Raw genomic sequence first — 17,532 nt, 5'->3', positions numbered from 1 at the left:
CGTTGGGCGCGCACTCAGTTGGCCGCCTGCAGGGTGATCTCTGAGATCTCCGTGCGGCTCTGGCCGTCTGTCGTGCCCAGTTTCGAGATCCACACCAGCACATTGGATGTCTTGGTCCGGTTGTGCACCTCGATGCGGTTCTCGCCCGGCTCCAACGTGGTGGTGGGGGTGAGCTCGGTGGTGTCGGCCAACGTGGCGGGATTCTCGGTGGGCGAGGACCGGATCTGCACCTCGGTGCCGGTGCTCGACAAGTCGATGGTGACGGCGCTCAAAGCCGTCGGCTCGGAAAGATGTAACAACAAACCCTGTCCCTCAATGAATTTCGGGAACGGGTCGGCGTCTCGGTAGGTGACGGTTTTCCATGCCGTGTCCGGGTTGCCGTCGATGGCCAGGCCGGCGTCCTGCGGGTTGTCAGGTGTGCCGCCGGGGGCGAAGACGGTCGCGCTCACCGGCTTGACGATCGGCCCCGGACGGGTCCAGAGGCCGAATCCGTCGGTGAAGTAGAGCACGGCGCCCGCCGTCAACGCGAGCACCGCGACGAGTGCGGCGATCGGGATCCACCTGCGTGTGCGCGTCTTCTCGGCGCGGGGCGGCAGGGTCCTTCGCGGCTTGGGCTTCCGCGGAGCCCGTCGCTGCTTGGGGCGGACTCCGGCCGAGATGTTGACGATCGTGTCCGCGTCGAGACGGTCGCCGTCCCATGTCCCGGTGACCTCGACCTCGTCTCCGTCGGCGAGCTGATCCGCGACGAGCTGAGTCTGTATCTCGACGGGCACCGGCGCGTCCCGGCCGGCGACGGGTTCATATGGCACGAGGTGAAACGACAAGAGCCCGATCGCATCTCGATTGTCCAGCGCCCTGCGCTGCACACCGCGCGCGGTGCCGTGGACGACAAGACGCTCCAGGCGTTGCGTGGTCGGGCGCTCATCCGCGGCGTGCATCGGTCCCGTCGCCTGCGCGGCGGCCTGCACGCGTCGCTCCCGCTCCGTGAGCGCACGCGCGAAGTCCGTGCACGTCGCGTATCGCTCGTTGGGGTCCTTGGACAGCGCCTTCGCAAGCACCGGGTCGAGGTACGCCAGATCGGGTCGGCGCTCCGATATCCGCGGCGCCGTCGTGCCCAGATGGTGGCTGATGATGACGGCGGGATTCGAGTCTTGGAAGACAGGTTTTCCGGTCAGCAGGTGAAAGGTGGTGGCGGCCAAAGCATATTGATCGGCCCTGCCATCCAGCGCCCGGCCCAGCAGCTGCTCGGGGGCTACATAGTTGATGGTGCCCAGCGCGATGTTGGTATCGGTGAGGTTGCTGGCGTCATCGATGCGGCGAGCGATCCCGAAATCCGTCAACAGGACTCGGCGCCGGTGCCCATTCGGGGCGGTCACGAGGATGTTCTCCGGTTTGACGTCCCGGTGGAGCAGACGGCGCTCATGACCGAAGTCGAGCGCATCGGCCACCGCGGTCACGATCTCGAAGACGTCTTGCTCCGGCATGCCGCGGGGATAGGTCTCGCGGATCAACTGACCGGCGTCGGTGCCCTCGACGTACTCCATCGAGATCCAGAGCCGACCCTCGAATTCACCGCGATCGAGGACGCTGACGATGTGGGGATGCCAGAGGGTCGCGGCCAGTTCCGCCTCGCGGTTGAACCGTGCCCGAAACTCACCGTCGACCTCGGAGGTCTTGGTCAGGATCTTGAGTGCATCCTGACGAGGCAACCGGGGGTGCTGGGCGAGATAGACCTCACCCGAACCACCGGTGCCCAGCAGCCGCTGGATCACGTAGCCGGCGAAGACCTCGCCGTTCTCGAACGGCATCCCCGAAGACTACAAACCACGGCCCCCGGGCGACGAACTATGCCGATGACGAGCCTGCGGCTTCGGCGTGCGCAGTCGCGTTCAGCGTTACTAGCCACGCCGAAATCGCAGCGCGTTCGCCCGCCGAGTGCACACTTTCTCGATAGTGTCGCCTGCGTGGACTTCGAGCTCGACGACGAGCAACGAGCCTGGGTAGCCGAGGTAGGGCAGTTTCTCGAGGAGAACGTCACCGCCGCGCTGCGGGCGGAGATGGCCGAGCACGGCCTCGAACACCAGGGCGGCGAGCTGACGGCGTTCCGCCGCAAGATCGGCGAAAAGGGCTGGTTCGGCCTGAACTGGCCGAAGGAGTACGGCGGTCTCGGGCTGACCGCCATGCATCAGCACCTGCTGATGAGCGAGTTCGAGTACGCCGGCGTACCCGGTCCGGATCTGACGGTGACGTCGGTGGCGCCGATGATCATGCGCCACGGCACGGAGCAGAACAAGAAGGAGTTCCTGCCCGGGATCGCCAGGGGAGAGATCGTCTTCGCGCTCGGCTACTCGGAGCCCAACGCGGGCACCGACCTGGCCAGCCTGCGCACCCGCGCCGTCCGCGACGGCGATGAGTGGGTGATCAACGGCTCGAAGATCTGGAACAGCGGGGCACAGCGGTCGACCCACGAGTGGTTGTGCGTGCGCACGGACCCGGACGCACCGCGGCACCGCGGAATCTCGGTGATCGTGGTCCCCATCGACACCCCGGGCATCGAGATCCACCCGCTGTACGCCTGGTCGGGCTACCGCACCAATGAGACGTTCTTCCGCGACGTGCGCGTGCCCGTCACCAACCTGATCGGCGAGCTCAACATGGGCTGGACCTACATCACCGGCGCGCTGGATCTGGAACGCGGCGCGCTGATCAACGTCGGCGACCTGCGTCGGGCGCTCGATGAGCTGACCGCGCTCGCTCCCGATCCCGGCCCGGCCTATAGGCGGCGGCTCGCCCAGGCCGAGGCCGACGTGGAGGTTGCCCGGCTGATGGGCCTGGAAGCGGCCTCGATACTCGACAGTGGTCGCATCCCGTCCGTCGAGGTCAGCGTCGAGAAGATCTTCACCAGCGAGCTGCGCCAGCGGATCGCCGACCTCGCGATCGACCTGCTCGGGCCCGAGGGCCTGCGCGCCCACCGCAGCGCCGGGGCACCGCTCGACGGATTCTTCGAGCGCCTCTACCGGGTCTCGCCCCTCATGCGCTTCGGGGGAGGCACCAACGAAGTGCTGCGTGACGTGATCGCTCAACGCGGTCACCGGATGCCGTCGTACGGGCGGTGACGCATGCGGGTGATTCCTTCGCAGGACGAACGCGACCTCGCCGCGATGTGTCGCAGCGTGCTCGCCGCCGACCTCGAGCCGGACGCGCAGTGGAAAGCGCTGGCGTCGGCGGGTGTCCTCGGGTTGGTGGTCGACGGCAGCCTCGGCGATATCGGCGTCTTCTGTGTGGAGGCGGGCCGGGCGCTGTGCCCCAGGGTGGTGCAGAGCACGGTGTATGCCGCCCTGGCCGTCGACTGGCTCGGCGTCGGGTCGGCGTGGCTGCCGCGGCTGACGTCCGGTGAGGCACGCGGAACCTGTGCGCTGTTCAATCCGCGCGACGCTGCGGATGCGACGCCCCGCGTCCGTGTGCGCCGTGACGAGGACACGTGGCGGGTGAGCGGCGAGGTGCGCTACGTCGCCGACGCGGACCGGGCCGACGTGATCATCACGACGACCGACGGTGGCGTCGTCGCAGTCGACACCGCGGCGAACGGCATCGACATCGAGGCCCTGCCCATCATGGGCGGCTTTCCGGTGTTCACCGTCCGGTTCGACGACGTTCTGGTCGACGAGCCGGTGCCGGTCGACGACGAGCAGCTGCGGCGCACGGCCAACGCGATTGTCGCGCTGGACTGTCTGGACCTGGTCGGTGTCGGCGAGGCGGTGATCGACCGCACCGTCGACTACACGAAGATGCGGGAGCAGTTCGGTCGACCGATCGCCTCGTTCCAGGCCGCGCAGCATATCGTCGCCGATATGCACATCGCGCTGGCGGCAGCGCGTCTCGCTGCGCAGTCGGCCACATTCTGGATCGGGCGTGGCCGCACGGCGACGCGGGAGACCGCGATCGCGCGGATGCGGGCGGCCGAGATCAAGAAGGTCACCCTCGACGCTCATCAGCTGCACGGCGGAATGGGGTACGTCGTCGACACCGGGCTACATCTGTTCTCCGAGCGTGCCCGCGTGTTGTCGACGCTGGGCGGGGGTGCCGACATCGCCGCGAAATGGCTTGTCGGGGATGCACAGTGAGCGTCGAAAGCCTCATCGATCCGGAGTCGGCCGCCAAGGTCGGAGAGGTGGTCGCCGTCGCCACCGGGGAGGTGTACCGCCGGGATTGGCAGCGCTGGGCCGCCGCGGTCGGCGATCACAACCCGCTGTGGTTCGACCCGGACTACGCGCGGCGGCACGGCTATCGCGACATCATCTGCCCGCCGCTGTACCTGCAGTACGCGATCCTCGGCGTCGCCGCTCTCGGCGACTTGCGGCCCGACGGATCGTCAGGCGCGGCGACGGGCAGCATGGCTTTCCCGAAGGCGCCGCGGCGCATGGCCGGCGGCGAGAACACCACATTTCATCTGCCCGCCTACCACGGTGATGAGGTCGAGATGACGCGCACGGTCGAGTCGATCGTCGAGAAGGAAGGTAGGTCAGGAAGATTCGTGTTGGTGACCTGGCGCGCCGAGTACCGCAACCAGCATCGTGAGCTTCTCGCTGAAGCCACGACGTCGATGATTGCGCGGCCAGCATGACTCCGTCTTCTTCCGCGCCGCACCCTTCTTCCGCGCCCCACTCTTCTTCCGCGAGCAGACGCGAAAACCCCCAAAATGGACCCGAAAAGGGGGTTTTCACGTCTGCTCGCGAGGGGACGCAACCCTACTTCGAGGACGTCGCCACCGGTGACGAGATCCCGGCATTGACGGTCACCGTCGACGAGACGCAGATGTTCTTCTTCAGCGCCGCGACGTACAACGGCCATCGCATCCATTACGACAAGGACTGGGCCCGCGACACCGAGGGCTACGACAACGTCCTCGTTCAGGGCCCGCTGCAGGCCGCACTGCTGTCGCGGGCGTTGACCGACTGGATCGGTGGCGCCGGCCGGTTGGTGGCGTTCGCCGTCCAGAACCGGGCGATCGCATATCCCGGGCAGCCGTTGACATTCGGCGGGGTGATCACCGGAAAGCGTGACGACGGGCTCATCGACCTCGACATCTACTGCAAGCGTGGCGACGAGGTGCTGATGCCCGGGACCGCGACCGTCGCACTGCCGTCGAGGGGCCAGTCGTGACGGGCCTGCGTGGCGAGGCGGCGATCATCGGCATCGCGGAACTGCCTGCGGAGAAGCGCCAGAGCGCACCGCCGTCGTTCACGCTCGATCAGTACGCCCGACTCGCGAAGATGGTGATCGAGGATGCCGGCGTCGAACCGGCTGTGGTGAACGGTCTTTCGACGCACGGCATTGCGGAGTCGGACATGTTCGCACCAGCGACGCTGTCCGAATACCTGGGTCTGCCGCTGAACTTCGGTGACCGGGTGGATCTCGGCGGGGCCACCGCCGCGGGAATGGTGTGGCGCGCCGCGGCCGCCGTCGAATTGGGGCTATGCGATGCGGTGCTCGCCGTCGTACCCGGATCGAGGGAGGTTCCACGTTCGGAGTCGAAGCCGGGGCGGACGCTGAGCTGGTACGGCGCGTCGAGCAACAACTACGGTTCACCGCAGGCGGAGTTCGAGATTCCGTACGGCAACGTCGGCCAGAACGGTCCCTACGCGCAGGTCGCCCAGCGTTACGGCTACGAATTCGGTTACGACGCCGCGGCGTTGGCGCGGATCGCCGTGGATCAGCGGACCAACGCCTGCGCCCATCCGGGCGCCGTGTTCCACGGTAAGCCGATCACCGTCGACGACGTGCTCAACAGCCCGGTAATCGCCGACCCGATCCACATGCTCGAAACCGTGATGCCCGTGCAGGGCGGCGCCGGTGTGCTGATCGCCAATGCCGACGTCGCGCGCCGCGGTCGTCATCGCCCGGTGTGGCTCAAGGGTTTCGGCGAGCATATCCGGTTCAAGACACCAACCTACGCCGATGATCTCCTACGGACACCGATTGCGCGGGCCGCCGAACGGGCCTTCGCGATGGCGGGACTGCAGCCCAGAGACATCGACGTGGCGTCGATCTACGACTGCTACACGATCACCGTGCTGATGACGCTCGAGGACGCGGGCTTCTGCGGCAAGGGCGAGGGTATGAAGTGGCTGACGGAGCACGACCTGACGTTCCGCGGCGACTTCCCGCTCAACACCGCGGGCGGCCAATTGTCCTACGGGCAGGCTGGTATGGCCGGCGGGATGCACCATGTCGTCGACGGTGCGCGGCAGGTGATGGGCCGGTCGGGGCAGGCGCAGGTGGCCGACTGCAACACCGCGTTCGTCAGCGGAACCGGCGGCATCATGAGCGAGCAGGTCGCCCTGATCCTGGGTGGCGACTGAGATGACCGCCCCGTTGCCCGAACCGACCCCGGTGTCGCAGCCGTATTGGGACGCTCTGCGTGAACACCGGATCCTGATCCAATACTCGCCGTCGGCTGACCGATACGTGTTCTACCCGCGCACGCTCGCGCCGGGAACCCTGGCCGACGACCTCGAGTGGCGCGAGATCGACGGCGCGGGAACGCTGTACACCTACACCGTCGCGCGCCGCCCGACCGGGCCGCCGTGGGCGGAGAAGCTGCCACAGCTCTTGGCGGTCGTCGAATGGGATGTGGGTCCGCGCGTCAGTACCGAACTGGTCGACGTGCGGCCCGAGGACATCCGGATCGGTATGCGGGTCGTTCCGGTGTTCTGCGACGAAGACGGTGTGACCTTGCTTCGCTACCGGCCCGCCGATGATTGAGACGGTGCAGCAGCTCCTGCGCACACGCCTGGACGACGATGGTGTCGCGATGATGCACGGCGACCGGACGTGGACGTGGCGCGAGCATCTGGCCGAGGCGTCGGCGGAAGCTTCGGCACTGATCGGACTGGCCGCATCCGAGGAGCCTCTGCATGTCGGTGCACTACTGGGCAATTCACCGGCGATGCTGCGCTCGATGGCCGCGGCAGCGCTCGGCGGCTATGTGCTGTGCGGAATCAACACGACGCGGCGCGGCGAGGGGCTGGCGAAGGACATTCGCCGTGCGGACTGCCGGATGGTGCTCGTCGACAGCGACCACCATCCGCTGCTCGACGGGCTGGATCTTGGCCCGGTGACGGTGGTCGACGTTGACGGCGAGCAGTACGGCGCGGCGGTCCAAGCGGCGAAACCACTTGTTCCGTTTCGCGAGGTTAGCGGTCAGGACACCGCGTTGATGATCTTCACGTCGGGAACGAGCGGTGACCCCAAGGCGGTGCCGTTTGCACACGCGATGGCGGTGCTGTGCGGTGCCAGCCTGGTGGAGCGCTTCGAGCTGACCGCCGACGATGTGGCCTATCTGTCGATGCCGCTGTTCCACTCGAACGGTGTGGCGGCCGGATGGGCGATCGCCATCGCGTGCGGGGCGGCGATGGTGCCTGCGAAGTTCTCGCCGTCGCGATTCCTGTCCGACATTCGCCGGTATGGGGCCACGTACATGAACTACGTCGGCAAGCCACTCGCGTTGATAATGGCGACACCGGAGCGCCCCGACGATGCGGACAACACGCTGCGGGCGGCGTTCGGTAACGAAGCGACGGAACGGGATATCGACTTGTTCGCCAAGCGGTTCGGCTGCCGGGTGGTGGACAGCTTCGGCTCGAGTGAGTTCGCCGTGGTGGTGATGCGCGAGGACGGCTGCCCGCCGGGATCCATCGGAAAGGGTTATCCGGGAGTCAGCGTGTATCACCCCGACACCGTGACTGAATGTGCGACTGCGGAATTCGACAAACACGGGGCGCTCTCCAACTTCGACGACGCTGTGGGGGAGTTGGTGAACACATACGGGTCCGGCGGGTTCACCGGCTACTACAACGACCAGGCCGCGACGAACGAGCGGATGCGCCACGGCATGTACTGGTCGGGTGATCTGGCGTACCGCGACGCCGACGGGTGGATCTATCTGGCGGGCCGCACCGCGGACTGGATGCGCGTCGACGGGGAGAACCTCGCGGCGGGGCCGATCGAGCGGATTCTGCAGCGTCTTCCGGAGATCACTCTGGTCGCGGTGTATGCCGTGCCCGACGAGCACGTCGGGGATCAGGTGATGGCGGCCGTCGTGCTCAACGGTGAACTGACGCCGCGGCGGTTCGGGGAATTCCTTGCGGCGCAACCGGATCTGTCTCCGAAAGCCTGGCCTCGCTATGTGCGGATCAATGACGACCTGCCGCAGACTGCGACGAACAAGATCCTCAAACGCGAGCTCATCCGGGAGGGTGTGACGGCCGGCGACGGCGTGCTATGGGTACGCGAGCCACGCGGGCACCGTTTTTCTGCGATTTCGGCGTGCTAGGTAACGCTCAGCGAGACTAAGCACGCCGAAATCACACTTTTGCGCCCCGGTAATCCACCTGCCAGTGCTTGATGCCGTTGATGAAACTCGACCGCAGCCGCTGAGGTTCGGATATCGGTTTGAGGTCGGGGATGCGGTCGGCGATCGCATTGAACATCAGATCGACGGTCATCCGCGCGAGGTTGGCGCCGACACAGTAGTGCGCGCCGGTACCGCCAAAGCTCAGGTGCGGGTTGGGATCCCGCAGGATGTTGAACGTGTGCGGATCTGCGAACACATCCTCGTCGAAGTTTGCCGAACGGTAGAACAGCACCAGCCGTTGGCCCTTCTTGATCGGCACACCTGCAACCTCGGTGTCCGCCAACGCGGTGCGCTGGAACGCGGTGATCGGCGTGGCCCAGCGGATGATCTCGTCGGCGGCCGTCTTCGGTCGCTGCGCCTTGAACAGCTCCCACTGGTCCGGATGGTCGGTGAACGCCATCATGCCCTGGGTGATCGAGTTACGGCTGGTCTCGTTACCCGCGACCGTCAGCGTCACGACGAACATCCCGAACTCAGCCTCCGTGAGTTGCCCGTCGGCTTCGGAGTCGACCAACGTGCTGACGATGTCCTCGCCAGGCTGTTCCTTCCTCAGGGCCGCCAATTCCATTGCATAGCCAATTAATTCGCCCACCGCGGCCAGCGAGTTGTGCTCTTCGAACTCGGGATCGTCGCCGCCGATCATCTGGTTCGTCCAGTCGAACAACTTCTTGTGGTCTTCCTCCGGAACACCCAGAAGTCCGGTGATGGCCAGCAGCGGCAGTTCACGCGCGACCTGGAGGACGAAGTCGCCGGAGGTGTGGGTCGCAGCTTCGGCGGCGATGCGCTGCGCCTGCTCGTTGAGCCCGGCGCGCAACCGCTCGACAGCGCGCGGGGTGAACCCGCGGGAGACGATCTTGCGCAGCCGGGCGTGTTCGGGGTCGTCCATCATCAGCATGGACAACTTGGACGCCGCGATCTGACCTTCGATGTCGACCGACGGTTTGAGGTGGGGGACGACGGTCTTCTCGGCCGCCGAGAACACGTCGCTGCGCAACGACACCTCGCGGACGTCGCGGTGCTTGCTCACCACCCAGAACCCGCCGTCGTCGTACCCGCCGACACCGGGAGGCTGCTCGTTCCACCAGATCGGCGCCGCGCGACGGACCTCGGCGAGCTCCTCCGTGGGCAGCCGGGTGGCGTAGATGTCGGGATCGGTGAAGTCGAAGCCGGGCGGCAGGTTCGGGGCGGCCATCAGAACTCCTCGGATGCGATTACGCGATGAGCTGAGTATCGCCGGGCACGTCACCCATCCGTGCGATTTCGGCGTGCGCAGTCACGCTCAGCGTGACCAGCCACGCCGAAGTCGCACAAAAACGCAGTGACGGCGCCGAAATCGCGAGCTACGATGAACGCACTGTTCACGTCAGGGCCAGTCGGGGGCCACTGCATAAGTTGGAAGGTCCCCGAACATGCTCAACCTCTCATCGAAAAAGTTGCTGGTCGCCGCGGTCGGCGGTCTCACGCTGTCGGTTGCCACGGGTACCGGTGTGGCGTCCGCCGACCCGATCATCGATACGACCTGCAGTTATCCGCAGGTCATGGCCGCGCTCAACTCCGAGAACCCGGCGCTGGCGCAGAAGTTCAGCGCGAACCCGCTGGCGGCGGTCATGCTGACCAACTTCCTGGCCGCGCCGCCCAACGAACGCGTGCAGCTGGTTCAAGAATTCCAGACGACGTCGTGGGGGCAGAAGTACTTCGGCGCCATGGCATCGATCGCCAATAGCTGTAACAACTACTGATCGGCAGGCCGGGCTGCGTAGCCTGCTGAATAAGGCAAGTGCGGGGACCTCGTCGGGTGGGGCCCCCGCACTTGCTGACAGCAGAATCGTGCGGCGGCCTTGGAAAGTTCTAAAGACCTATCTTTCAAGGTCCCACTGCCCGAAGTCGGGAGCGAGGACGATGTCCACGTCCACGCTGGTGTTGGCCAGGATGACGCCGGGATCGTTCGGGGTGACGATCACGTCCTGATACAGCACGGCCGCAGGCTCGCGCTCACCGTTCGACCATGCTCGCGTCTGCCAGGCCCAGGTGTGGCCGGCACTGGTCGACGGTCCGATGACGCCGTCCGCCAGGGCCCACCCGCACGCATTCGCATGTCCGTAGATACCGGTGCGCGGCACACCCAGCACCGAGTTGATCCCGCGAAACCACTCGACCGCGACGCTGTTCCACGTGTCGAGGTCGATGTCCTCGTCGACGCTGAAGAAGATCGGCGCGGACGCGGGACCGCCGGCCGCGCCATGATTCAGCAGAGCGGTCTGCGCGTCGTAGACGCCCCCGTCATAGCCGCGGGTGTAGTCCGACGGCGCGTTCGGCCAGTTGGGCTTTCCGTACTGATAACAGCTGACGACGTGTAGGCCCTCAGCCCGTAGTGCGTCCGCATATTCGCGGGTGACGGGTTTGAAATCGAAGTCCGCGCCCGGCCGCAACTCCGACACATATACCAGTGCCCCGTCGAAGCCCGCCGCTTTGATCTGGTTCGGAGGTACCAACCGGTGCGTGAAATCGATCAGTTTCATGGGGGCGGCCGAGGCCTGCTGTCCCCGCAGTGTCGCCGCGGCCGTCCCGAGAACCAGCAGAGCGGGTGCGGAGGCGGCATATTTGAGGACCTCGCGCCGCGTACGTGCTCTGCGACTGGGTGACGCCGGCGAGTCGACCACGGCGCGATGCTAACAAGATCTGCGGCCCAACCTTTCCCGGCTCGCGAGATTCACCGACGCCGGATCTCGCGCGGCCGCGGCGCCCTATGCTGTTGGTCGACTTGTGGTGACGAACGCACACCTTCGATTTGGCGAGGTGGCCATGGCGAAAGGCTCTTCGCGGAAGGCCATTGCGATGGGCGTTGTCGTACTTGCGTTGACCTCTTGCGGCGATGCGGAACAGCCGGCAGTCGAAAGCACGCCGTCATCAACCAGCACACAGGCGACCACGCCGACCCAGGCGCCTAGAGCGGCTCCGGAGTTACCCACGGTCTCGAAACTGATCAACGACGCGATTGTGGCGCGCACCCTGCCAGGCGCGGTGGTGTTGATCGGTCACGGCGGCAAAATCGTGCACGAGAAGGCCTACGGCGTACGCAAGCTTGCCGGCGAATTGGGTCTCGACGGAGCACCGTCCTCCGAAGAGCCGATGACCGAAGACACCATCTTCGACCTCGCTTCGTTGACAAAACCCCTCGCGACGGCGACTGCGATCATGCAACTCCACGAACAACGCAGAATTCAATTCGACGACGCCGTGCAAACGTACTTGCCGGACTTCAATCCCTCCGGTGATCCGCAACGTGCCGAGGTGACCGTGCGCATGTTGCTCACGCACACTTCAGGTTTAGTCGGCGAATTGGACCTCCGGGACCCCTGGGGGTTGAACGGTGCAGACCACGCGGAGGGCATCCGCCGCGCGCTCACTAAACCGTTGGAGACGACGCCAGGAGCGGGCTTCCACTACTCCGACGTCAACTTCATCCTGCTCGGCGAGATGATCAAGAGGCTCACCGGTCAGCCGGAAAACGTGTACGCGCAACAGAACATCTTCGCGCCGCTCGGGATGGCGGAGACCCGCTATCTGCCACCGACGAAAGTGTGTGGGCCACATGAGATCAGGGGATCGGCGGTGGCGTGGGCGCCCGGACCACCGGCTGATACGTGCCCTGCGGACTCCTGGAACATCGACCTGTTGCCGCGGATCGCGCCGACGGCACGCGACGAGGAAGGCCGAGCGAACCCGGGCAGCAACCCCGATCTCGATCGTCTGCTTCGCGGCACGGTGCACGACCCGACCGTGCGCCGCATGGGGGCAGTGGCGGGCAGCTCCGGTGTCTTCTCGACCGCACACGACGTCGGCGTCTACGCGCAGGCCCTGCTTGACCGGCTCGCGCGCCGCCCCAGTGACTTTCCGCTGACACAAGCCGCGCTGCAGGTGATGACGACTCCGCAGCAGCCGGGACATACGCCCGAACAAGTCGAGGCAGCCAATGCCGCCGAACAAGAAGCCATCGCGACAACACCGAACATCCAGCATCCGCTGCTTGCGCCGCACTATCCCGCGATCACAGGCCAGAACCTCCGCGGCTTCGGGTGGGACATCGATACCGCCCACTCCAAGCCGCGCGGAATGGTGCTTCCTATCGGCAGTTTCGGCCACACCGGGTTCACCGGAACGTCGTTGTGGATTGACCCCGGCTCGGACACCTACGTCGTTCTGCTCACCAACGTGATCCACCTGCGCGGCAGCGCGCCGATCTCGAATCTGCAGGGTGAACTCGCGACGGTGGCCGCACGGGCCCTGAACCTCTACTGATGGTCAGGACGCGGAACGGCGCCGCGACCGTGACGGCGGCGCAGCGACTTTGGTCAGCGCGCCCATCGCATCGGCGAAGCGAGGGTAGATGACCGCCGGACCGATCCACCGAGCCAAAAACCTGCGCAGGGCGTCGCCCTCGCGCGGGGCCTGGCCAGGGTCGACCAGGAAGGAGTGCAGCACCCGAAGCAGGTACTCGGCCAGTTCGCTGAGGTCGTCTTCATCGAAACCGTTTGCCTCCCAGTCAACCTCGTATCGATGAAGCATCGAGAGACTGAATGCCAGCGCTGTGTCGGAGGTGAGCGTGTGGGCGACCTCGCCGCGGGATCGCTTGGTCATGATGAAACCGATGCGCTCATCTTTTGACAGGTGCTCGATCGCGAACGCAAGGCCCTCGATGATCGCGGTCACCGGGTCGGTCTCACCGCGAACATGATTGGCCAGTTGTTCGAGGAAGCCGTCGCCGGACCGCATGGCCGTGGCGAGCAGCAGCGCTTCGGTGCCCGGAAAATAGCGGTACACCGTCTGACGGGTGACACCCAGCGACCGGGCGACGTCGGCGATCCGCATCGCGGAGCCGCGCTCGGCAATGATCTCGTCGGCCGCGTCGAGGATCCGGGTGATCGCCTCCTCGTCCGAGGTGGGCGTGTTACCCGACCAGCCGTGGCTGCGAACCATTACTCGCTCACCTGCATGCCGCGATCATATCGGCGGTATCGCGGCGCACAGTCGCGCTAGCCGCTGGCCGCGCCGACCGAGTACCAGCGGGCCGCGCACTTCGGTTCCTCTTCGTAGCGATCGAACCACCGCCCCGCGAAGGCCGGCAGCTTTTCGTACGTGGGGTCGTGGCTTGGGCCTTGGGATCGCACCAGCCCGACCAGCATGGCGAGTAGTTCGCGCCTGGGCACACCGGCGTACGTCGCTTGGCCAGGGTCGGTGAGCTCGCGGGCGGCGCGTGTGGCGGCAAGCAAGGATCGCGGTGACAATCCGTTCGGAATCAGCCGACCGAATTTGCCACCGTCGGCCACCGGTACATGCTTCTGGAAACCGCGGGAGACGATCGCGAGGATCTCACCGATGTGCTTGACGACGCCTCCGATCGTCCGTACTCGGTAGGGAAAGTCGCCGTGTACCGCGTCGTAGACCATCAGTGCGGAGCTGCGATGCTCGATCTCCTCGACGAAGTGCCAGAGAAACAGCGATGCCACGCGTTCGTCACCGGGTTCGAACAACTTGTCCTCGTGGTCGAGGAACACCTTGAAGTACGGCGTGAAGGTGTTCTCGATGACGGCGGTATAGGCGAGCCGCCACGCCAAAGGCTTTGTGGCGGTGAGCCGGTCGTAGGAGGCTACGACCTCGTCCAGCGTCTCCGATAGCCCCGGCCAGCGTCGGGCGAGGGCACGGAAGTGACTCATATGCGCCGCCGAATGCTGAGCCTCCTGGCGCAGATAGGCGTTGGCCTCCTCAGCCTGTTTGGGGTCACGCATCAGCGGAATCGCCTCGCGGGTGGCGTCGACGATGAACTTCTCGAAACCCGGCGCGAAGAACGTGATGAGGTTGCACTGCATGGCGAATGCCGGGCGCTGCGGATGCCAGTTGAACGGCACGTCGTCTCCGGCGAGATCGAACCGCACGCGTCGCACCTGCAGATCCGTCATTCATCGACGGTAGCCCGGCCGCGACGCGATGACAATACGTATTTCAAAGAGCGTATGGTCAGCGGATGGTCTATGTATGGTGAGGCGATGGGTCACACTTCGGTAGGCGACACCACCACCTGGGACACCGCGAACCCGTTGTTGGGGCTGCCGTTCGACGACTCCGACGACGTGATTCGAGACGCCGTCGAGCAGGCCAGCGTGCCCGCGCTGCTGATGTCGATGGTGCACATGACCGGCGACATGGGGCTGCTGGAGGAGCTTCCCGGGCCCTACATGCTCATCGCAATGGACCTCCAGGGCGGCATGAGCGAGCCCGACAAGGAGCTGGTGCGCAAGCGCGCCTTCGATGTCATCCGCGACTATCGCGACCGTGGTTGCCCGCCGCCGTTCGTCCCCGATGCCCAGCAGATGCGGGTGATGTTCGACGTGATGTCCGCGGGAACGGTCACTGAGGAGCACGTCGACTACGTCGCGGCAGATCTCCGCTTCAGCGACGCCGATCAGTGTGGACCGGAGCTTGCGTCGACGCCCGATAAGCGCGCCGACTTCCCCGTGGTCGTCATCGGGTGCGGTGAAGCAGGCCTGTTGGCCGGGATCAAACTCAAGGCGGCAGGTGCGCCGTTCACGATCATCGAAAAGCAGTCGGAGGTGGGCGGAACCTGGCTGGCCAACCGCTATCCGGGATGCCGCGTCGACATCGCGAATCAGTACTACGCCTACTCGTTCGAGCCGACCGACCACTGGACCCACTACTACTCCGAGCAGCCCGAGATCCTGCAGTACCTCCGGGACGTCGCGGCGCGCCACGAGATCGTCCCGCACGTGCGCTTCGACACCGCGGTGACTGGCGCGGTGTGGGACGACGAATCGGCGACCTGGCGGGTGACCATCACCGGCGCCGATGGCGGCACCGAAGAGCTCACCTCCCGCGCGCTGATCTGTGCCGTCGGTCAGTTCAGCAACGCGGTGATCCCAGACATCAAGGGCGCCAGCGACTTCCGTGGCCCATCCTTCCACACCGCGGACTGGCGCGACGATGTCGATCTGGCGGGGAAGCGGGTCGCGGTCATCGGTGCGGGCGCCAGCGGATTTCAACTCGTACCCGCGATCGCGGACACGACCAGCCACGTCGACGTCTATCAGCGCACGCCCCAGTGGATGGCGCCCAATCCGATGTATCACGACGCCATTCCGGACGGGGTCCGCTGGGCGATCCGGCATCTCCCGTACTACGGGCGGTGGCTGCGGTTCGTCTCCTGGTGGCCGATCGCCGACGCCCTCGACGAGCAGGTCAGGATCGACCCGGACTGGGATAACGGTGGCCTCTCGTGCAACGCGTCGAACCACGCCATCCGCGAGATGTTCATCGCGTGGATGCGGGCCTTCTGCGACGACGAGGAACTGCTGGACAAGGTCACGCCGAAATACCCGCCGATGGGCAAACGGACCTTGCAGGACAACGGAACCTGGCTCAAGACGCTGCAGCGCGACGATGTCGAGCTCATCACCGACGGCATCGCCGAGGTGACCCCCGCCGGGGTGACCACTGTCGACGGCGTACACCGGCCTGCGGACGTCCTCATCTGGGCCACCGGCTTCGACGTCAACCACCAGCTCGGTCCCATCAACGTCCGCGGCCTCGACGGGATCGAACTCAACAGCGCGTGGGGCGATTCCCCGTACGCCTACCTCGGCATCACCGTGCCTGGCTTTCCGAACTTCTTCTGCATGTACGGGCCGGGCACCAACGGCGTCAACGGCGCGAGCATCATTTACAACTCGGAATGCCAGATGCGCTACATCATGGGCTGCATCGACATGATCGTGGCGGGCGGATTCGGCTCGGCCACCGTACGGGCGGACGTGTGCGACGACTACCACCGGCGCGCCCAGGAGCGGCTGAAGCAGATGGTGTACAGCCACCCGGCGATCACGAGTAGCTACTACAAGAACGCCGCCGGAGAGGTGCCTACTCTGTACGGGTTCCGCATCTTCGACTATTGGAGATGGACCAACCGCCCGAATGCCGCGGACTACGAACTGCGGCCGTAGCCGAGTATGGCTCGATCGCGGCCGGCAAGGTCGCACATCCGCCGTCGACGCTGACCAGAAAGGCGACTACCGATGAAGAGCGTGGTGATCGATACCCCGGGGCAAGTCCGGGTGGAGACGCTGCCCGACCCGGCTCTGCCCGGCGCCGGCGGCGCGGTGATCGAGGTGAGTACCGCGGCGATCTGCGGTTCGGATCTGCACTTCTACGAAGGTGATTACCCTCTTGGCGCGCCGGTGGCGCTCGGCCACGAGGCGGTCGGCACCATCGTCGAGGTCGGGCCCGACGTCAGGACATTCGCGGTGGGCGACGAGGTGCTCGTCTCATCTGTCGCCGGCTGCGGGTCCTGCGTGGGGTGCGCCACCCGCGATCCGGTGACATGCGTCGGCGGCCCACGGATCTTCGGCGCGGGTGAACTCGGCGGCGCGCAATCGGAACTGCTGGCGGTGCCGGCCGCGGACTTCCAGCTGCTGCGTCTGCCCCACGACATCGACACCGAGGAGGCGCTACTCCTGACGGACAACCTCGCCACGGGATGGGCGGCCGCTCAGCGGGCCGACTTCCCGCCGGGCGGCACGGTGGTGGTCCTCGGTCTCGGTGCGGTCGGCCTGTGCGCGGTCCAAAGTGCTCTGACGCTCGGCGCAGGAACTGTCTTCGCTGTCGATCCCGTCGAGGGCCGTCGTCTCCGTGCGGAACGGCTGGGAGCCACGTCGGTGGAACCGCCTGCGCTGCAGGCGGTTCTAGACGCGACAGACGGGAGAGGCGCGGCTTCGGTCATCGACGCCGTCGGAAGCGACGCATCGATGTCGGACGCCCTCAATCTGGTCCGGGCGGGCGGCACCGTTTCGGTGGTCGGCGTCCACAACCTCGATCCGTTTCCATTCCCCGCGACGATCAGCCTGATTCGCAGCATCACCCTGCGGATGACGACGGCACCGGTGCAGCGCACGTGGCCCGAACTGGTACCGCTGCTTCAGTCCGGCCGTCTCGACGTCAGCGGCATCTTCACCCACACCATGCCGCTGACCGATGCGCCCGCCGCCTACACCGCCGTCGCGGCACGCACCGCGGACTGCGTCAAGGTCGCGCTGACCGTCTGAGCCGAA

At 66.0% G+C, this 17,532-nt stretch carries 16 protein-coding genes; 11 read left to right on the top strand and 5 right to left on the bottom strand.

The features are described 5' to 3' along the window. Positions 1–14: 14 nt before the first annotated feature. Positions 15–1,808 (bottom strand): serine/threonine-protein kinase, encoded by a 1,794-nt coding sequence (locus G6N43_RS23825; protein WP_083149358.1) that lies wholly within the window; start codon positions 1,806–1,808, stop codon positions 15–17. 156 nt (positions 1,809–1,964) lie between these two features. On the opposite strand from G6N43_RS23825, the gene G6N43_RS23820 reads away from it, so the two are divergent. The 7 genes from G6N43_RS23820 (at position 1,965) to fadD1 (ending at position 8,335) form a co-directional block, all read left to right on the top strand. Next, positions 1,965–3,116 (top strand): acyl-CoA dehydrogenase family protein, encoded by a 1,152-nt coding sequence (locus G6N43_RS23820; RefSeq protein WP_083149359.1) that lies wholly within the window; start codon positions 1,965–1,967, stop codon positions 3,114–3,116. 3 nt (positions 3,117–3,119) lie between these two features. Continuing rightward, positions 3,120–4,124: an acyl-CoA dehydrogenase family protein gene (locus G6N43_RS23815; protein WP_083149360.1), complete on the top strand. Its 1,005-nt coding sequence runs from the start codon at positions 3,120–3,122 to the stop codon at positions 4,122–4,124. Further along, a complete protein-coding gene (locus G6N43_RS23810) occupies positions 4,121–4,624 on the top strand; it encodes a MaoC family dehydratase (protein ID WP_083149361.1) in 504 nt (167 codons plus the stop codon). Before G6N43_RS23815 ends, G6N43_RS23810 begins: the two co-directional genes overlap by 4 nt. A 155-nt stretch (positions 4,625–4,779) precedes the next feature. Continuing rightward, positions 4,780–5,163 (top strand): hotdog family protein, encoded by a 384-nt coding sequence (locus G6N43_RS23805; protein WP_083149496.1) that lies wholly within the window; start codon positions 4,780–4,782, stop codon positions 5,161–5,163. Beyond that, positions 5,160–6,362, top strand: a complete 1,203-nt coding sequence (locus G6N43_RS23800; protein WP_083149362.1) for a thiolase family protein — start codon at positions 5,160–5,162, stop codon at positions 6,360–6,362. Before G6N43_RS23805 ends, G6N43_RS23800 begins: the two co-directional genes overlap by 4 nt. 1 nt (position 6,363) lies before the next feature. After that, on the top strand, positions 6,364–6,765 hold the full coding sequence (locus tag G6N43_RS23795) for a Zn-ribbon domain-containing OB-fold protein (protein ID WP_083149363.1): 402 nt from the start codon (positions 6,364–6,366) through the stop codon (positions 6,763–6,765). Beyond that, positions 6,758–8,335 carry a fatty-acid--CoA ligase FadD1 gene (gene fadD1, locus G6N43_RS23790; RefSeq protein WP_083149364.1) on the top strand — a complete coding sequence of 526 codons (1,578 nt, stop codon included), beginning with the start codon at positions 6,758–6,760 and terminating at the stop codon, positions 8,333–8,335. The genes G6N43_RS23795 and fadD1 overlap by 8 nt, the downstream gene beginning before the upstream one ends. Positions 8,336–8,366: 31 nt before the next feature. Here fadD1 and G6N43_RS23785 read toward each other — a convergent pair whose 3' ends face one another. Then, positions 8,367–9,608, bottom strand: coding sequence for a cytochrome P450 (locus G6N43_RS23785; protein WP_083149365.1), 1,242 nt, complete (start codon positions 9,606–9,608; stop codon positions 8,367–8,369). A gap of 217 nt (positions 9,609–9,825) precedes the next feature. On the opposite strand from G6N43_RS23785, the gene G6N43_RS23780 reads away from it, so the two are divergent. Then, the gene (locus tag G6N43_RS23780) at positions 9,826–10,155 is read left to right on the top strand and encodes a hemophore-related protein (protein WP_083149366.1); all 330 of its coding nucleotides are present in this window, start codon (positions 9,826–9,828) and stop codon (positions 10,153–10,155) included. A gap of 117 nt (positions 10,156–10,272) precedes the next feature. Here G6N43_RS23780 and G6N43_RS23775 read toward each other — a convergent pair whose 3' ends face one another. After that, complete coding sequence (locus G6N43_RS23775; RefSeq protein ID WP_083149367.1) at positions 10,273–11,076, bottom strand: DUF1906 domain-containing protein; 804 nt, start codon at positions 11,074–11,076, stop codon at positions 10,273–10,275. A 142-nt stretch (positions 11,077–11,218) separates the two neighbouring features. Between G6N43_RS23775 and G6N43_RS23770 the strand changes: the two genes are divergently transcribed. Beyond that, positions 11,219–12,715: a serine hydrolase domain-containing protein gene (locus G6N43_RS23770; protein WP_083149497.1), complete on the top strand. Its 1,497-nt coding sequence runs from the start codon at positions 11,219–11,221 to the stop codon at positions 12,713–12,715. Between the two features lie 3 nt (positions 12,716–12,718). Here G6N43_RS23770 and G6N43_RS23765 read toward each other — a convergent pair whose 3' ends face one another. After that, on the bottom strand, positions 12,719–13,393 hold the full coding sequence (locus tag G6N43_RS23765) for a TetR/AcrR family transcriptional regulator (RefSeq protein ID WP_083149368.1): 675 nt from the start codon (positions 13,391–13,393) through the stop codon (positions 12,719–12,721). Between the two features lie 56 nt (positions 13,394–13,449). Beyond that, positions 13,450–14,373, bottom strand: coding sequence for a metal-dependent hydrolase (locus G6N43_RS23760; protein ID WP_083149369.1), 924 nt, complete (start codon positions 14,371–14,373; stop codon positions 13,450–13,452). Between the two features lie 87 nt (positions 14,374–14,460). Here G6N43_RS23760 and G6N43_RS23755 point away from each other — a divergent pair, with 87 nt between their 5' ends. Beyond that, positions 14,461–16,428: a flavin-containing monooxygenase gene (locus tag G6N43_RS23755; RefSeq protein WP_083149498.1), complete on the top strand. Its 1,968-nt coding sequence runs from the start codon at positions 14,461–14,463 to the stop codon at positions 16,426–16,428. Positions 16,429–16,500: 72 nt separating this feature from the next. After that, on the top strand, positions 16,501–17,526 hold the full coding sequence (locus G6N43_RS23750; protein ID WP_083149370.1) for an alcohol dehydrogenase catalytic domain-containing protein: 1,026 nt from the start codon (positions 16,501–16,503) through the stop codon (positions 17,524–17,526). The last annotated feature ends 6 nt before the right edge of the window (positions 17,527–17,532 follow it).

Origin of the sequence: Mycolicibacterium moriokaense, from assembly GCF_010726085.1 — a bacterium.
Classification (GTDB): Bacteria; Actinomycetota; Actinomycetes; order Mycobacteriales; family Mycobacteriaceae; genus Mycobacterium; species Mycobacterium moriokaense.
Note: the sequence above shows the minus strand (reverse complement) of the source record. Positions and strands in the feature narration are given on the sequence as shown.